Raw genomic sequence first — 15,330 nt, 5'->3', positions numbered from 1 at the left:
GCACCCAAAAGGTAAAAAAAACGCGAGCCGACGCAAGATTGTCTCTGCGTCGGCTCTAATCCAGGTGCTTTTTTTAGGCGGGGGCCCGACGCCGGGCCCCGCGGACCGCCTCTCAGGCCGCCTGCGGGTAGCCCAGCCGCTTCACCGCATCGGCGATCTCGTCAAGGATCGCCGGGTCGTCGATGGTCGCGGGCATCTTGAAGTCCAGCCCGTCGGCGATCTTGGCCATGGTCCCGCGCAGGATCTTGCCCGAGCGGGTCTTGGGCAGGCGGTCGACGACGCAGGCAAGCTTGAAGGCCGCGACCGGGCCGATCTGGTCGCGCACCAGCTTGACGCAGTCGCGGACGATTTCGCCATGGTCGCGGGTGCAGCCCGCGTTGAGGCACAGGAAGCCCATCGGCAATTGCCCCTTCAGCTCGTCCGCGACGCCGATCACCGCGCATTCGGCAACGTCGGGATGGCTGGCCAGCACCTCTTCCATGGCGCCGGTCGACAGCCGGTGGCCCGCGACGTTGATGACGTCATCGGTCCGCGCCATGATGTAAAGATAGCCGTCCTCGTCCTTGTAGCCCGCATCGCCGGTCTCATAGTAGCCGGGGAAGTGGCTGAGATAGGATTTCTCGAACCGCTCGGGCGCGTTCCACAAGGTCGGCAGCGTGCCCGGAGGCAGCGGCAGCTTGATCGCAATGGCGCCCAGCGTGTTCGCCCCGACCTCGTGCCCGCCCTCGTCGAGGATATGTACGTCATAGCCCGGCATCGGCACCGAGGGCGAGCCGATCTTGACCGGCAGTTTCTCGATCCCCAGCGGGTTGCCCGCGATGGCCCAGCCGGTTTCGGTCTGCCACCAGTGGTCGATCACCGGCACACCCAGCATGCGCTGGGCCCATTTGATGGTGTCGGGATCGGCGCGTTCGCCCGCGAGATACAGAGCCTTCAGTCCGGTCAGGTCGTACTTGTTGACATATTCGCCGTTCGGGTCCTCGCGCTTGATGGCGCGGAAGGCGGTCGGCGCGGTGAAGAAGCTTTTCACCTTGTGTTCCGAGATCACCCGCCAGAAGACGCCCGCATCGGGGGTGCCCACGGGCTTGCCCTCGAAAACGATGGTGGTGTTACCGTGGATCAGCGGCGCATAGCAGATATAGCTGTGCCCCACGACCCAGCCCACGTCCGAGGCCGCCCAGAACACATCGCCCGGCTCGAGGTTGTAGATGTTCTTCATCGTCCAGTTCAGCGCCACCAGATGGCCGCCGGTCGGACGGACCACGCCCTTGGGCTGGCCGGTGGTGCCCGAGGTATAAAGGATATAGGCTGGGTGGTTGCCTTCGACCGGGACGCATTCTGCCGGTTGCACGCCATACTGGAAGCCGTGCCAGTTGACGTCGCGGCCCTCGGTCAGTTGGGCCACTTCCTGTTCGCGCTGGTAGATCACGCAGAATTCGGGCTTGTGCTTGGCCTGCTCGATGGCGCCGTCCAGCAGGGGCTTGTAGTGGACCAGACGGCCCGGCTCGATCCCGCAGGAGGCGGCCATGATGCATTTCGGCTTGGCGTCGTCGATCCGGACGGCCAGTTCGTGCGCGGCGAAGCCGCCGAACACCACCGAATGGATCGCGCCCAGACGCGCGCAGGCCAGCATCGCTTCCAGCGCCTCGACGATCATCGGCATGTAGATGATGACCCGGTCGCCCTTGGTCACGCCCTTGTCGCGCAGGGCCCCCGCCAGCGTCGCCACGCGGTTGCGCAGTTCCACATAGGTGATCTCGCGCTTGGTATGGGTGATCGGGCTGTCATAGATGATCGCGACCTGTTCGCCGCGGCCCTGTTCCACATGACGGTCGACCGCGTTCCAGCAGGTGTTGACCATGCCGTCGCTGAACCATTCGTAATGGGGCGCATTCTCGTCGAACAGCGCCTTGGAGGGTTTTTCCACCCAGTCGATCGCCTCCGCGGCTTCCATCCAGAAGCCGTTGGGGTCCGCCTTCCAGCGTTCGTAGACCTCGGCATATGACATGACTTTCCTTCCCTCCGCGTAACTGGCGCAATTCTGTTACGCAGGGAGTTGAAGTTGCGCAAGATAGAAACTCCATCTCGAATGAATGTTAGCGCAATCGCCCGCCCGCCGCGCCAATTCGTCGCGATTTCGGGTGGGCTTGCATCGGCCGCACCGGCGCCGCAGATTGTCCGGGAAACGGGAGGACCCCATGCCGCTACTGACCGCTGCCCGCGCGGTGCGCGAAAACGCCTATGCCCCCTATTCGAACTTCAAGGTCGGGGCGGCGATCCTGGGGGCGGACGGGCAGATCTATTCCGGCTGCAATGTCGAGAACGCGGCCTATCCCGAAGGCACCTGCGCCGAGGCCGGCGCGATTGCCGCGATGGTGGCTGCGGGCTGCCGCGAGATCCGCGAGGTGGCGGTGATCGCCGACAGTCCCGATCCGGTGCCGCCCTGCGGCGGCTGCCGCCAGAAGCTGGCCGAGTTCGCTGCGCCCGGGGTCCCGGTGACGCTGGCCACGACCGGCGGCGCCACCCGGGTCGCAACCCTGGCCGATCTGCTGCCCGGGGCCTTCACGCCCGCCCATATGGACAACTGACATGGATGCCCGCAGCATTATCGCGCGGGTCCGCGATGACGAGGCCCTGACCGACGCGGATCTGCACTGGTTCGCCGAGGGCCTCGCCACCGGCGCGGTCACGGATGCCCAGGCCGGGGCCTTCGCCATGGCCGTGCTTTTGAACGGGCTGACCAACCCCGAGAGGGTCGGGCTGACCCGCGCGATGCGCGACAGCGGCAAGGTGCTCGACTGGGACCTGCCGGGGCCGGTGCTCGACAAGCATTCCACGGGCGGCATCGGCGATTGCGTGTCGCTGGCGCTGGCGCCCGCGCTTGCCGCCTGCGGCGCCTTCGTGCCGATGATCTCGGGGCGCGGGCTTGGCCATACCGGCGGGACGCTCGACAAGCTCGAATCGATCCCTGGCTATCGCAGCGAGGTGCCGGTCTCGACCCTCAAGGAGATCACCGCTCAGGTGGGCTGTGCCATTGTCGGCGCCTCGGGCGACATCGCCCCCGCCGACCGGCGGCTTTACGCGATCCGCGATGTCTCGGGCACGGTCGAGAGCATCGACCTGATCACCGCCTCGATCCTGTCCAAGAAGCTGGCGGCCGGGCTTGAGGCGCTGGTGCTGGACGTCAAGGTCGGCTCGGGCGCTTTCATGAAGGACATGGAAGAGGCCGAGGATCTGGCCCGGGCGCTGGTCGCGACCGCGCAGGGGGCGGGCTGCATGACGAGCGCGCTGATCACCGACATGTCCCAGCCGCTGGTCGGCGCGGCGGGCAATGCGCTCGAGGTGATCGAAGTGATGGAGACGCTGACCGGCACCGGGGTCACGCCTGCGCTCTGGGATCTGACCTGCGCGCTGGGCGGCGAGGTGCTGGCGCTGGGCGGTCTGGCCGATGATGCGGCCGACGGCGCGCTCAGGATCGCCCGGGCGCTCGAGTCGGGCGAGGCCGCGCTCAAGTTCGGCGAGATGGTGGCCGAGCTTGGCGGCCCGGCCGATTTCGTCGAGCGCTGGCCCGACCGGCTGCCCGCCGCGCCGGTGCTGTGCGAGGTGACGGCGCCCGAGGGCGGTATCGTTCAGGCCATCGACGGCGAGGCGCTGGGCCTTGCGGTGGTGGCCCTTGGCGGCGGGCGGCGGCGCGAGGGCGACCGCATCAACCCGGCGGTCGGGCTGGCCGAGATGGCGGCGCTGGGCGACCGGATCGCGCCGGGCGAGCCGCTGGCCATTGTCCACGCGGCCAGCGACACCGATGCCGACGCGGTGGCGGCGCGGGTGCGGGGGGCCTTCCGCCTGGGCGACACCGCGCCCGAGATCCCGCCGCTGGTGCAGCGGAGGGTTCTGCGATGAGCCGGGCCTTCCTCGTGGTGATGGATTCCGTCGGCTGCGGCGGTGCGCCCGATGCCGACGGGTTCTTCAACGAGGACCGGCCCGATACCGGCGCGAACACACTTGTCCATATCGCACAGGCCTGTGCCGAAGGTCGGGCGGATTCGGGGCGGTGCGGGCCATTGAAATTGCACAATATCGACAATCTGGGTCTGGGGGCCGCCATTCGTCTGGCCTCGGGCCAGACCGCGCCCGGGCTTGGGGCCGCGCCGCAGGGGCTGTGGGGCGCCGCGACCGAGGTGTCGCGCGGCAAGGACACGCCCTCTGGGCATTGGGAACTGGCGGGCGTCCCGGTGCCCTGGGACTGGACCTATTTCCCGCGCGAGCTTCCCGCCTTCCCCGAGGATCTTCTTGCCGAGATCCGCCATCTTGCAGGCACCGACGGCACGCTGGGCAATTGCCATGCCTCCGGCACCGAAATCGTCGCCCGGCTTGGGGCCGAGCATCTGCGGACCGGCTGGCCGATCCTTTACACCTCGGCCGACAGCGTCTTTCAGATCGCGGCGCATGAAGAGGCCTTTGGGCTCGACCGGCTTTATGCACTCTGCGCTGGCATCGCGCCGCGGCTTCATGCGATGCGCATCGGCCGGGTTATCGCGCGGCCTTTCACCGGCGCGGCCGAAACTGGCTTCGTCCGGACGCCGCGCCGGCACGACTATGCCATGACGCCGCCCGCGCCGACGCTGTGCGACTGGGTTCAGGGGGCCGGGCGGCGGGTGCAGGCCATCGGCAAGATCGGCGACATCTTCTCGATGCGCGGCATCGACGAGGTCCGCACCGGCCCCGATGCCGAGCTGATGGCGCATTGGACCGACCTGATGGACGAGGCCCCCGACGGCAGCCTGACCTTCGCCAATTTCGTCGAGTTCGACAGCCTCTATGGCCACCGCCGCGACGTTGCGGGCTATGCCCGGGCGCTCGAATGGTTCGACGCGGCGCTGCCGCCCGTTCTGGCGCGGATGCGGCCCGGCGATCTGGTGCTGATCACCGCCGATCATGGCAACGATCCGACCTGGACCGGCACCGACCATACCCGCGAACGGGTGCCGGTCATCGGTGCCGGGGTCGGCGCGCGGGCGGCCGGTCTTCGCGCCTTTGCCGATATCGGCGCCAGCGTGGCGGCGCATCTCGGCGTTCCCTCCCAAGGCCCCGGACGGAGTTTTCTGTGACCGACCTGCCCAAGATCGAATTGCATCACCATCTGGAGGGCGCCGCGCCTCCGGCCTTGATCCGCGATATGGCCCGGGCACGAAACTTGGACATTTCCCGCATTTTCGATGCCGATGGGGCCTATTATTCCGCGGAGTTCTTGCAGTTTCTCGATATCTACGAGGCGGCATCTTCGGCGCTGACAACGCCCGAGGATTATGCCCGCCTGACCGCGGCCGTGCTGGAAGAGACGGCGTCCGAAGGCGTGATCTACCTAGAAACCTTCCTGTCTCCCGACTTTTGCGGCGGCTGCGATCTGGCGGCCTGGGTCGAGCATCTCGAGGCGATCCGCGAGGCGGCGGAGCGCGCCGAAGGCGATGGCATCCTGCTGCGCGCCACCGTCACCTGCATCCGCCATCTGGGCCCCGACCGGGCGCGCGAGGCCGCGCGCTGTGCGGCCGAGACAGCGGGCGATTTCGTCGTGGGCTTCGGCATGGCGGGGGACGAGCGCCGCGGGCGGCTGCGCGATTTTGCCTATGCCTTCGACATGGCGCGCGAGGCCGGTCTCGGGCTGACGGTCCATGCCGGCGAATGGAGCGGCCCGGCCTCGGTGCGCGAGGCGCTGTCGGATCTTCGGGTCGACCGCATCGGCCATGGCGTGCGCGCCATCGAGGACCCGGGGCTCGTCGAGCATCTGGCCGAGACGGGGACCGTGCTGGAGGTCTGCCCCGGCTCCAACGTCGCGCTGGGTCTTTACCCGTCGCTGGCGGCTCATCCGATCGACCGGCTGAGGCGCGCTGGCGTCAAGCTGACGGTTTCGACCGACGACCCGCCCTTCTTTCATACCACGATGCGGCGCGAATATGCCCGGCTGGCCGAAACCTTCGGCTGGGAGGACAGCGATTTTGCCGCGATGAACCGGGTGGCCCTTGACGCCGCCTTCTGCGATGCGGAAACCCGCGCAAAGCTCAAGACCCGCCTGGAGGCCGCCGATGTATGACCATCTGACCGTCGTCACCCACCCGCTGGTGCAGCACAAGCTGACGCTGATGCGGGACAAGGACACCTCGACCGCCGGGTTCCGGCAGCTGCTGCGCGAGATCAGCCAGCTTTTGGCCTACGAGATCACCCGCGAGCTGGAAATGACCACCCGCCGGATCGAAACCCCGCTCTGCACGATGGACGCGCCGGTGCTGGAGGGCAAGAAGCTGGTGCTGGTCTCGATCCTGCGCGCGGGCAACGGCTTGCTGGACGGCGTGCTGGAGCTGGTGCCCTCGGCCCGGGTCGGCTTTGTCGGGCTTTATCGCGACGAGACCACGCTGGAGCCGGTGCAGTATTATTTCAAGGTGCCGCAGGATCTGAAGGACCGGCTGGTGATCGTGGTCGACCCGATGCTGGCCACCGGCAATTCCTCGGCCGCCGCGGTCGAGCTTTTGAAAAAGGCGGGCGCCAACGACATCCGCTTCATGTGCCTTCTGGCCGCGCCCGAGGGCGTTGCCCGGATGAAGGAGGCCCATCCCGATGTGCCGATCGTCACCGCCTCGATCGACGAGCGGCTGAACGAGCAGGGCTATATCGTGCCCGGGCTGGGTGACGCGGGCGACCGGATGTTCGGCACGCGGTAGCGGTTTTCGTCTTTACACCCTCCGGGTGCGGTGTCACGCTTTTTGCGAAAAGGTGAGGGTGCCATGCCGTATCAGCGATATCGTCTGGCCGTGGCCGCGGTTCTGGCGCTGGGACTCGGGTGTCCCGGTGCCGCGCCGGTCCGGGCCGAGTCCGCCCCCGTTGGCGCGGTGCCGCTTCAGGTGCTGCCGGGCTATCGCGCGGTCTGGGAAGACGACCGGCTCAATCCGCTGCGGGGCCGCAGGACCGACTGGGGCGATGCCCAGATGCGGACGGTCTGGACCGAGCGCGTACCGCAACGCCTGGTCGATCCGGCGCTTCGGCCGCCCCAAGCGGTTGCGCCCGTCGCGGTGCCGCCCTCGGCGGGCAGCCGGTATATTCAGGTCGGCGCCTTCACCGAGGCCGATGCGGCGGGCGATGCGGTGGCCGATCTGCGCCGTCTGGGTCTGCCGGTACGACAGGGCCGGGTGATGGCGGACGGAGACCTGGTGACGGTGATCTTCGCAGGTCCCTTCGCCGACCGCGAAAGCCATGGCCGCGCGCAAAGCGTCTTGAGGCGGGCGGGCTATACGCCCGTGTCCTCCAAGCGCTGAGAGCGCCTTTCGGGGGCGCCCCCTGTCAGCCGCCGCAGATTGCCTGCAGCCTCAGCCAGTCGCCATCGGAGATTGGCGCATCGGTCTCGCGTCCCTGCAACGGGTCATTCTGGATCAGCCCGCGCACGCTGTCGCCGGTCACGTCCCGGGCCAGCGCGTAAGGCGTCGAGGGCAGACCGGCGGCCGCGAAGCGCGCCAGCAGGTCGGCCTCGGGCAGCGGGGCTTCGGGCGCCACCAGCACGTCATGGGCATAGGCCGACAGCGCCCTGTCTGGCAGAGTGCCGGTGGTCAGAAGGCGGAAGGTGGCCAGGGGCCCGGCGGCGCGCAGCAGATCGGCCAGCGGGTCCGAGCGGGCGGCGCGCGCATCCTCGGCCAGGATGAAGCCCGCCACGGCGGCGACGTCCTCGTAATCCTCGACCAGTGCCCGGTTCAGGAGGATCACCCCGCCGGGCAGATGCAGCGCACGCGGCAGGCCGCCGGGCAGGACCCGCACCGTCCGCGCCGTGCCGGGCAGCAGCCGCGCGGCCAGCCGGTCCAGCGCGCGCTGCCCGCCGGGCCGGTCGCAGGGGGTTCCGGCCGCGTCGGCCATCCGGGCCAGCAACGCCTGACCGATCTCGGCGCGCACCTCGGGCGGCGCGACCGCCACGGTCTGGCGCACCAGCGCCCCGGGCAGCCAGAACACCGCCAGCGCCGCAAGGCCCGCCAGCGTCCCCGCGACGATCCAGATCCGCAGCCGCCCCGGACGCGGCCGCGCCCGGCCGATGGCCCGGCGCACCGTTTCAAGCGCCTCGACCATCAGGTCGTCGTCGATCTCGAGCGTTTCGCCGCTATCGGCGCCCGGCGAATAAAGCGCCGGCAACTGGCCGGGGTTCAGTCGCTCGAGCGCGGCCAGCGACCAGTGCGTCAGCACCCGTTCGGCGCTGTCCGACACCACCAGCGAGGCGTCGCCGAAGGACAGGATCACGTCGCGCCGCTGGGCAGTGGGGCTTTCGCGCCAGAGGCCAGGGCTTTCGAGGCGTTGGAATTTCTTGAGCGCCGTCATGGGCGGCCGGTCTTGCCTGCACGTTCTCTGGGTTTGCGGGCGGACGATAGCCGACCCGGCCGCCGCCCACAATGAGACAACGCCCGCTTGCGGCCTGTGGCCGCCGCGGACCGAATGCGGCGTCACAGCGCCTTGGCGATCTTCCTCAACTCGAATTTCTGGATCTTGCCGGTCGAGGTCTTGGGCAGGTCCTGAAACACCACCCGCTTGGGCGTCTTGAAGCCCGCGAGCCGTTCGCGGGCGAAGGCGATCAGCGCGTCGCCATCGACCGAATGGCCGTCCTTCAATTCGACGAAGGCACAGGGCACCTCGCCCCATTTTTCATCGGGCTTGGCCACCACCGCGCACAACAGCACGTCGGGATGGTGCATCAGGACACCCTCGACCTCGACCGAACTGACATTCTCGCCGCCCGAGATGATGATGTCCTTGGCGCGGTCGGCGATCTCGAAATAGCCGTCGTCGTATTGATGAGCCAGATCGCCCGAATGGAACCAGCCGCCCTGAAAGCTTTCGCGGGTGGCACGGGGATTCTTGAGATAGCCCTTCATCACCCCGTTGCCGCGGAACATGATCTCGCCCTGATGCTGGCCGTCCATAGGCACCTGGTCGAGGCTTTTGGGGTCGAGCACGGTCACCTCTTCCATGAACGGCATGGCCACGCCCTGACGCGCCTTCATCCGGGCACGTTCCTCGGTCGGCAGGTCGTCCCAGGCTTCGGCATTCCAGGTGCATTCGGTGGCGGGACCGTAGGTTTCGGTCAGCCCGTAGACATGGGTGATGTTGAAGCCCAGCGGCTCGATCGCGGCCAGCGTCGCGGCGGCGGGCGGGGCGCCGGCGGTAAAGACCTCGACGGTGTGCTTGAAGTCGCGCCGGTCCTCGTCCTTCGCGTTGACGATCATGTTCATCACGATGGGGGCGCCGCCGAAATGGGTCACGCCCTCGTCGGCGATGGCGTCGTAGATGGCTTTGGGCGTGATGTCGCGGCAGCAGACGACAGTGCCGCCCAGCGCCGGAACCATCCAGGTGTGGCACCAGCCGTTGCAGTGAAACAGCGGCACGATGGTCAGATAGACCGGGTGCATCACCAGACGCCAGCTCACGATCTGGCCCATCGCGTTCAGATAGGCGCCGCGATGGTGATAGACCACGCCCTTGGGGCGCCCGGTGGTGCCCGAGGTATAGTTCAGCGCGAGGCTTTCCCATTCGTCCTCGGGCAGGATCCACTCGAAATCGGGATCGGCCTCGGCCAGGATGTCCTCGTATTCCGGGAAGTCGCCGAAGTCGTGCACCCCCTCGGGGTCGTCGCCGACCTCGATGATCAGGGGACGCTCGCCCTCCATATCCTCCAGCGCGTCGGCCGCGAGCGGCAGGAATTGCGGATCGACCAGCAGCACCTTGGCGCCGCCATGATCGAGAATGTAGCTGACCGTATTGGCGTCGAGTCGGATGTTGATGGTGTTCAGCACCGCCCCGCAGGCGGGCACGGCCCAGGTCGCCTCTGCCTGCGCGGGCACGTTGGGCAGCAGCGTCGCCACCACGTCGCCGGGTTTGACCCCCATGGCCGCCAGCGCCGAGGCCAGCCGGGTCACCCGGTCATGGTACTGCCGGTAGGTATAGCGACGCTGGCCATAGACCAGCGCCACCCGGTCGGGAAAGACCCGCACCGCGCGTTTCAGAAAGGACAGCGGCGTCAGCGGAACGTAGTTCGCCGCGCATTTCTCCAGACCGGTTTCATCGGACAGCCATCCCATGGCCCACCTCCCTCGCTCGATACGATTTCCCGGCCCGATCTTGGCCAGAGCCGCCGTCGGAGGGAAGGGGGCAGCGTCTCGACGGGCGAGTCGATGCGCGTTTTTCTGCGCGCGGACCGGGATCTTCCCGTTCGGCCTTCGTTCGTGTCCGGTCACAAGTCTTGGGCGGAGCAGGAAATTGGCCGCCGGACCGATGGGATGTGCCGCATTGCCGTCGGGATCGAGCCCAATTGGGGACGGCATTGCACTTTAGAATAACTCAAATGGCGCTCGCGGATTGGCGCCGCATCGGCGGCGTGACGACGCTGCCCAAACCCTTGGCAACACGGCCGCCCAGAAAGGGGGAGTAACCGCAATGGGATTCAGAATCAACTTTCATGGCAGCCAGCCGGTCCCCGAAGAGGGCGGGCTTGCGGACCCGTCCTCGCAGCCCCTGGCCGGGCTTGCCTGCGGGTTCAGCGCGGGCACGCGGCTTGCGACCCGCGACGGCTGGCGCCCGGTCGAGGCGCTTGTGCCCGGAGACATGGTGCTGACCTTCGACCGCGGCTCGCAGCCGATCCGGTCGGTCGAGCGCGGCTTCCTGTGGCGCGGTCCCACGGCCTGCCCTCTGCCGCTCTGGCCGCTCGAAGTGCCGCAGGGCGTGCTCGACAACACGCAGCCGCTGATGCTCTTGCCCGAACAGACCCTGTTGATTGAGTCCGATCTCGCCGAAGAGATTTACGGCGATCCGTTCGTTCTTCTTCCGGCCAGCATCCTCGACGGCGTGCTGGGCATCCGGCGGACGGCGCCGCTTCTGGGATCGTCGGTGCCGGTCGTCTCGATCGCGTTCGAGTCGCCCGAGATCGTCTATGCCAATGGCGCGGCCCTGGTGCATTGCCCGTCGCGCAAGGTGGGCGAGACGGTGTCCATCGACCGCCTGCACGAACTTCACCTCGAGTCGCTGACCTGCGGCGTCATCCCCACGCTGGACGATGCCCGCCGCATCGTCGCGGCGCTGGAAAGCGCGCATGCCGGGGCGGCCACTCCGCCCCGGCTGCCGATGGTGCAGACCGTTCCTCTGCTCGACGCGCTTCTGATTCACGCCGCCTGAGCGTCGGGCGCGAAGCGCGCATAGAAGCTTTCGCCCGCCTCTGCCATCTCGCGCAGCAGGGCGGGCGGGGCAAAGCGGTCGCCATGGCGCTGGGCCAGGTCCTCGCAGAGCGTGACCGCTTTTGCGGCCCCGATCATATCGAGCCAGGACAACGGCCCGCCCGACCAGGGCGCAAAGCCCCAGCCAAGGATCGCCCCGACATCGCCTTCGCGAATGTCCATCAGTACGCCCTCCTGAAGCGCTCGCACCGCCTCCAGCACTTGCGCGAAGAGAAGACGGTGCTGCACCTCGTGCACATCCGGCTGATCCTCCGCGGGCGGGAATTTCGACGATAGCCCGTCCCAAAGCCCGGTCCGCTTGCCCGCCTCGTCATAGGCATAAAAGCCCGCCTTGGCCTTCCGGCCCAGGCGTCCCTCGTCGGCCAGCCAGAAGATCACCTCGTCCACCGCCCCGTCGGGATAGGCCTCGCCCATCGCGGCCTTCGTGGCCTTCGCGATCTTCACGCCCAGATCGATCGAGGTCTCGTCGACCAGTTGCAGCGGCCCCAGCGGCATGCCCACGAGCTTGGCCGCGTTCTCGATCAGCGCGGGCGAGACGCCTTCGGCCACCATGCGGATCCCTTCGTTGAGATAGGGGATGATGCAGCGGTTGGCGTAGAAGAAGCGCGCATCGTTGACCACGATGGGGGTCTTGCGGATCTGGCGCACGAAATCGAGCGCCTTGGCCACGGCCCGGTCGCCCGTGGCCTTGCCCTTGATGATCTCGACCAACAGCATCTTTTCGACCGGGCTGAAGAAGTGGATGCCGATGAAGTCCTCGGGCCGGTCCGCCGCCTTGGCCAGATCGGTGATCGGCAGGGTCGAGGTGTTGGTTGCAATGATGCAATTCTCGCCCACCACGGCCTGCACCTTCTTCGTGACCTCGGCCTTGATGCCCGGGTCCTCGAACACCGCCTCGACGATCAGATCGGCGCCTTTCAGCGCGTCATAATCGGTGGTTGCGGTGATGCGACCGAGGATCTCGGCCTTCTTCTCGGGGGTTGCCTTGCCGCGCTTGATGCCCTTGTCCATGTAGGATTCGGTATAGGCGCGGCCCTTGTCGGCGGCCTCCTGGCTCTGATCGACCAGCACCACCTCGATCCCGGCCTGGGCCGAGACCAGCGCGATGCCCGCACCCATCATCCCCGCGCCGAGGATGCCGAGCTTCTTCACCGACTGATCGGGCACGCCCTCAGGGCGCACCGCGCCCTTTTCCAGCGCCTCCTTGTTGATGAAGAGCGACCGGATCATCGCCGATGAGGACGGGTTCATCAGCACATGGGTGAACCAGCGCGCCTCGATCTTCAGCGCGGTGTCGAAGGGCACAAGCGCGCCTTCATAGACCGCCGACAACAGGGCCTTGGCGGCCGGATAGACCCCCTTGGTCTTGCCATGCACCATGGCAGAGGCGCCGACGAAGGTCATGAAGCCCGCCGGGTGATAGGGCGCGCCGCCCGGCATCTTGTAGCCCTTCTCGTCCCAGGGCTTGACGATGTTCGGTTCGGACAAGACCCAGGCGCGGGCCGCGGCCACCGGGTCTTCGGCCACCTCGTCGATCAGGCCCGCGGCCTTTGCCTTCTTCGGGTCCGACAGCTTGCCCTCCAGCAGGAAGGACGAGGCGCCCATCGCGCCCAGCTTGCGCACCAGCCGCGTGGTGCCGCCGCCGCCCGGGAAGATGCCGACCATGATTTCGGGCAGGCCGATCTTGGCCTTGGGATTGTCGGCGGCAAAGATCCGGTGACAGGCCAGCGGCAGTTCCAGCCCGATCCCCAGCGCGGTGCCGGGCAGGGCGGCGGCAATCGGCTTGCCGCCCTTGTTGCGATCATCCATGCCCGCCCGCTCGATCTTTCGAAGCAGGCCGTGCAGCCGCATGGTGCCCTCGAAAAGCCCGCGCGCCGGGTCGTCGCCTGCCTCCTCTTTCATCCGGGCGATGACATTCAGGTCCATCCCGCCCGCGAAGTCCTTCTTGCCCGAGGTGATGACCACGCCCTTCACGGCCTCGTCGGCCAACGCGCTGTCGATATGGGCGTTCAGCTCTTCGATGCCGGTAAAGCTAAGCACGTTCATGCTTTTGCCGGGCACGTCCCAGGTGATCGTGGCGATGCCGTCCGCGTCGGTCGCAAAGTGAAATTCAGCCATTCTCGCCTCCCTCAGACCCGTTCGATGATGGTTGCGGCGCCCATGCCGGAGGCCACGCAAAGCGTCGCCAGCCCGGTGCCCTTGCCGGTCCGCTCGAGCTCGTCGAGCAGCGTGCCGAGGATGATCGACCCGGTCGCGCCCAGCGGGTGACCCAGCGCGATGGCCCCGCCGCAGGGGTTCACCACGCTCGGGTCCACATCGAAGGCCTGCATAAAGCGCAAGACGACGGCCGCGAAGGCTTCGTTCACTTCGAACAGGTCGATGTCGGAAATCTGCATGCCCGCATCCTTGAGGATCTTCTGCGTCGCGGGCACGGGGCCGGTCAGCATGATGGTCGGATCGGTGCCGATCTTGCAGGTGGCCCGGATCCGCGCCCGGGGTTTCAGCCCGTGCGCCTGACCGAACTCGGCGCTGCCGATCAGGATGCCCGCCGCGCCATCGACGATGCCTGACGAGTTGCCCGCATGATGCACATGTTCGATCCGTTCAAGATGCGGGTATTTCATCAGCGCCAGCTGATCGAAGCCGGGCATCATCTCGCCCATGTCCTTGAACGAGGGTTTCAGTGCGCCCAACGTCTGCATGTCGGTGCCCGGGCGCATGTATTCGTCGCGCCCGAGGATGGTCAGCCCGTTCACGTCCTTCACCGGCACGATCGAGCGGGCAAAGCGGTCCTCCTCCCAGGACCGCGCCGCCCGCTTCTGGCTTTCGACAGCCAGCCCGTCGACATCGTCGCGCGAGAACCCATATTCGGTCGCGATGATGTCGGCCGAGATGCCTTGGGGGACGAAATAGGTCTTCATCGCCAGGCTCGGGTCGACGGCGATGGCGGCCCCGTCGCTGCCCATGGCGACCCGGCCCATCATCTCGACCCCGCCCGCGATATAGGCGTGGCCCGCACCACCCTGCACCTGGTTGGCGGCAAGGTTCACCGCCTCGAGCCCGCTGGCGCAGAAGCGGTTGATCGACAGCCCCGGGATCGATTCATCGAGCCCGGAGGCCAGCACCGCGCTGCGCGCAAGGCAGCCGCCCTGTTCGCCGACCTGGGTCGCGTTGCCCCAGATCACGTCCTCGACCGCATGGCCCTCGAGCCCGTTCCGGTCCTTCAGCGCGTCCAGAACCACCGCCGACAGCCGCAGCGAGGTCACTTCGTGCAGGCTGCCGTCCTTGCGGCCCTTGCCGCGCGGGGTGCGGACGGCGTCGTAGATGAAAGCGTCTGTCATATGTCCTCCTCGTCAAACTTTCAGGCCCGGTCGGCGGGCGAGCCGGGCATCATGTCATAGGGGTGTTTCCAGCCGGGCAGCGCCTCGATCCGGCCGAGCCAGGCGTCGATGGCCGGCAGGGCCCGGCGGTCGAAGCCGAAGGGCTCGGGATAGAACAGATAGCCGCAGCAGGCGAAATCGGCCGTGGTGGGGCCGTCGCCCACCAGCCAGTCGCGGTCCCGCAAGACCCGCTCGAGCGTCTGCAACGAGGCCTTCACCCGGCCGGACAGCCAGCGGATCGCCTCTTGCGGGCGTTTCTCCTCGGGCAGGAAGTTCATCATGAAGCGCAGGCTTCCGGCCTGGCCCGACATCTTGTGATTGTCCCAGAACATCCAGCGCAGCACCTCGCGCGCCTCGGCCGTGTCGCGCCCGCCGAACCGGCCGGTGGTTTCTGTGACCCAGGTCTGCATCACGCCCGACTGGCTGAGAACCAGATCGTCCGCCACCATCACCGGCACCTCGCCCATCGGGTTCAGGGCCAGAAACTCTGGGCTTCGCGCGCCGCCATTGAAGAAGTCGACATAGACGGGCGTCCAGTCGAGCCCGGCGAGGGTCAAGGTCAGCGCCGCCTTGTAGGCATTGCCGCTTTCCCCGAAGCAATAGAGCTTGATCATCATTTTCCGCGCGTCCTTCTTGTCTTGAGGGGGCGGGCCGACCGGGCGCCGCGCCTGTTCGTCCTGTCGGGCAATGGGTATTTTTTC

13 protein-coding genes are annotated in these 15,330 nt (G+C 67.5%); 7 read left to right on the top strand and 6 right to left on the bottom strand.

Translation table 11 applies throughout. From position 1 onward, the window contains the following. Positions 1–112 precede the first annotated feature (112 nt). Positions 113–2,008, bottom strand: coding sequence for a propionate-CoA ligase PrpE (prpE, locus tag C8N38_RS10730; RefSeq protein ID WP_108027177.1), 1,896 nt, complete (start codon positions 2,006–2,008; stop codon positions 113–115). 190 nt (positions 2,009–2,198) lie between these two features. Here prpE and C8N38_RS10725 point away from each other — a divergent pair, with 190 nt between their 5' ends. From C8N38_RS10725 to C8N38_RS10700, 6 genes are all read left to right on the top strand, one after another. Continuing rightward, on the top strand, positions 2,199–2,588 hold the full coding sequence (locus tag C8N38_RS10725) for a cytidine deaminase (protein WP_108027176.1): 390 nt from the start codon (positions 2,199–2,201) through the stop codon (positions 2,586–2,588). A gap of 1 nt (position 2,589) precedes the next feature. Beyond that, positions 2,590–3,900 carry a thymidine phosphorylase gene (locus C8N38_RS10720; RefSeq protein ID WP_108027175.1) on the top strand — a complete coding sequence of 437 codons (1,311 nt, stop codon included), beginning with the start codon at positions 2,590–2,592 and terminating at the stop codon, positions 3,898–3,900. Next, positions 3,897–5,108, top strand: a complete 1,212-nt coding sequence (locus tag C8N38_RS21895; RefSeq protein WP_108027174.1) for a phosphopentomutase — start codon at positions 3,897–3,899, stop codon at positions 5,106–5,108. The genes C8N38_RS10720 and C8N38_RS21895 overlap by 4 nt, the downstream gene beginning before the upstream one ends. Further along, positions 5,105–6,088, top strand: coding sequence for an adenosine deaminase (locus C8N38_RS10710; protein ID WP_108027172.1), 984 nt, complete (start codon positions 5,105–5,107; stop codon positions 6,086–6,088). Before C8N38_RS21895 ends, C8N38_RS10710 begins: the two co-directional genes overlap by 4 nt. Further along, positions 6,081–6,713: a uracil phosphoribosyltransferase gene (gene upp / locus C8N38_RS10705; protein WP_108027170.1), complete on the top strand. Its 633-nt coding sequence runs from the start codon at positions 6,081–6,083 to the stop codon at positions 6,711–6,713. Before C8N38_RS10710 ends, upp begins: the two co-directional genes overlap by 8 nt. Before the next feature lie 63 nt (positions 6,714–6,776). Further along, positions 6,777–7,304, top strand: coding sequence for an SPOR domain-containing protein (locus C8N38_RS10700; protein WP_108027166.1), 528 nt, complete (start codon positions 6,777–6,779; stop codon positions 7,302–7,304). Positions 7,305–7,329: 25 nt separating this feature from the next. Here the strand turns inward: C8N38_RS10700 and C8N38_RS10695 are convergent, their stop codons facing one another. Continuing rightward, positions 7,330–8,346 carry a hypothetical protein gene (locus C8N38_RS10695; protein ID WP_108027164.1) on the bottom strand — a complete coding sequence of 339 codons (1,017 nt, stop codon included), beginning with the start codon at positions 8,344–8,346 and terminating at the stop codon, positions 7,330–7,332. Between the two features lie 122 nt (positions 8,347–8,468). Further along, positions 8,469–10,100, bottom strand: a complete 1,632-nt coding sequence (locus C8N38_RS10690) for an AMP-binding protein (RefSeq protein ID WP_108027162.1) — start codon at positions 10,098–10,100, stop codon at positions 8,469–8,471. A 355-nt stretch (positions 10,101–10,455) separates the two neighbouring features. Here C8N38_RS10690 and C8N38_RS10685 point away from each other — a divergent pair, with 355 nt between their 5' ends. After that, positions 10,456–11,190, top strand: coding sequence for a Hint domain-containing protein (locus C8N38_RS10685; protein ID WP_108027159.1), 735 nt, complete (start codon positions 10,456–10,458; stop codon positions 11,188–11,190). On the opposite strand, the gene C8N38_RS10680 is transcribed toward C8N38_RS10685, so the two are convergent. The 3 genes from C8N38_RS10680 to C8N38_RS10670 are packed head-to-tail and all read right to left on the bottom strand — an operon-like array spanning position 11,178 to position 15,246. After that, positions 11,178–13,367: a 3-hydroxyacyl-CoA dehydrogenase NAD-binding domain-containing protein gene (locus C8N38_RS10680; RefSeq protein ID WP_108027157.1), complete on the bottom strand. Its 2,190-nt coding sequence runs from the start codon at positions 13,365–13,367 to the stop codon at positions 11,178–11,180. The two genes, C8N38_RS10685 and C8N38_RS10680, sit on opposite strands and share 13 nt — an antisense overlap. 11 nt (positions 13,368–13,378) lie before the next feature. Then, positions 13,379–14,590, bottom strand: a complete 1,212-nt coding sequence (locus tag C8N38_RS10675) for an acetyl-CoA C-acetyltransferase (RefSeq protein WP_108027155.1) — start codon at positions 14,588–14,590, stop codon at positions 13,379–13,381. 20 nt (positions 14,591–14,610) lie between these two features. Next, complete coding sequence (locus C8N38_RS10670; RefSeq protein WP_108027153.1) at positions 14,611–15,246, bottom strand: glutathione S-transferase family protein; 636 nt, start codon at positions 15,244–15,246, stop codon at positions 14,611–14,613. Positions 15,247–15,330 lie beyond the last annotated feature (84 nt).

It is taken from the genome of Rhodovulum kholense, from assembly GCF_003053725.1.
In the GTDB taxonomy this organism is placed as follows: domain Bacteria; phylum Pseudomonadota; class Alphaproteobacteria; order Rhodobacterales; family Rhodobacteraceae; genus Rhodovulum; species Rhodovulum kholense.
Note: the sequence above shows the minus strand (reverse complement) of the source record. Positions and strands in the feature narration are given on the sequence as shown.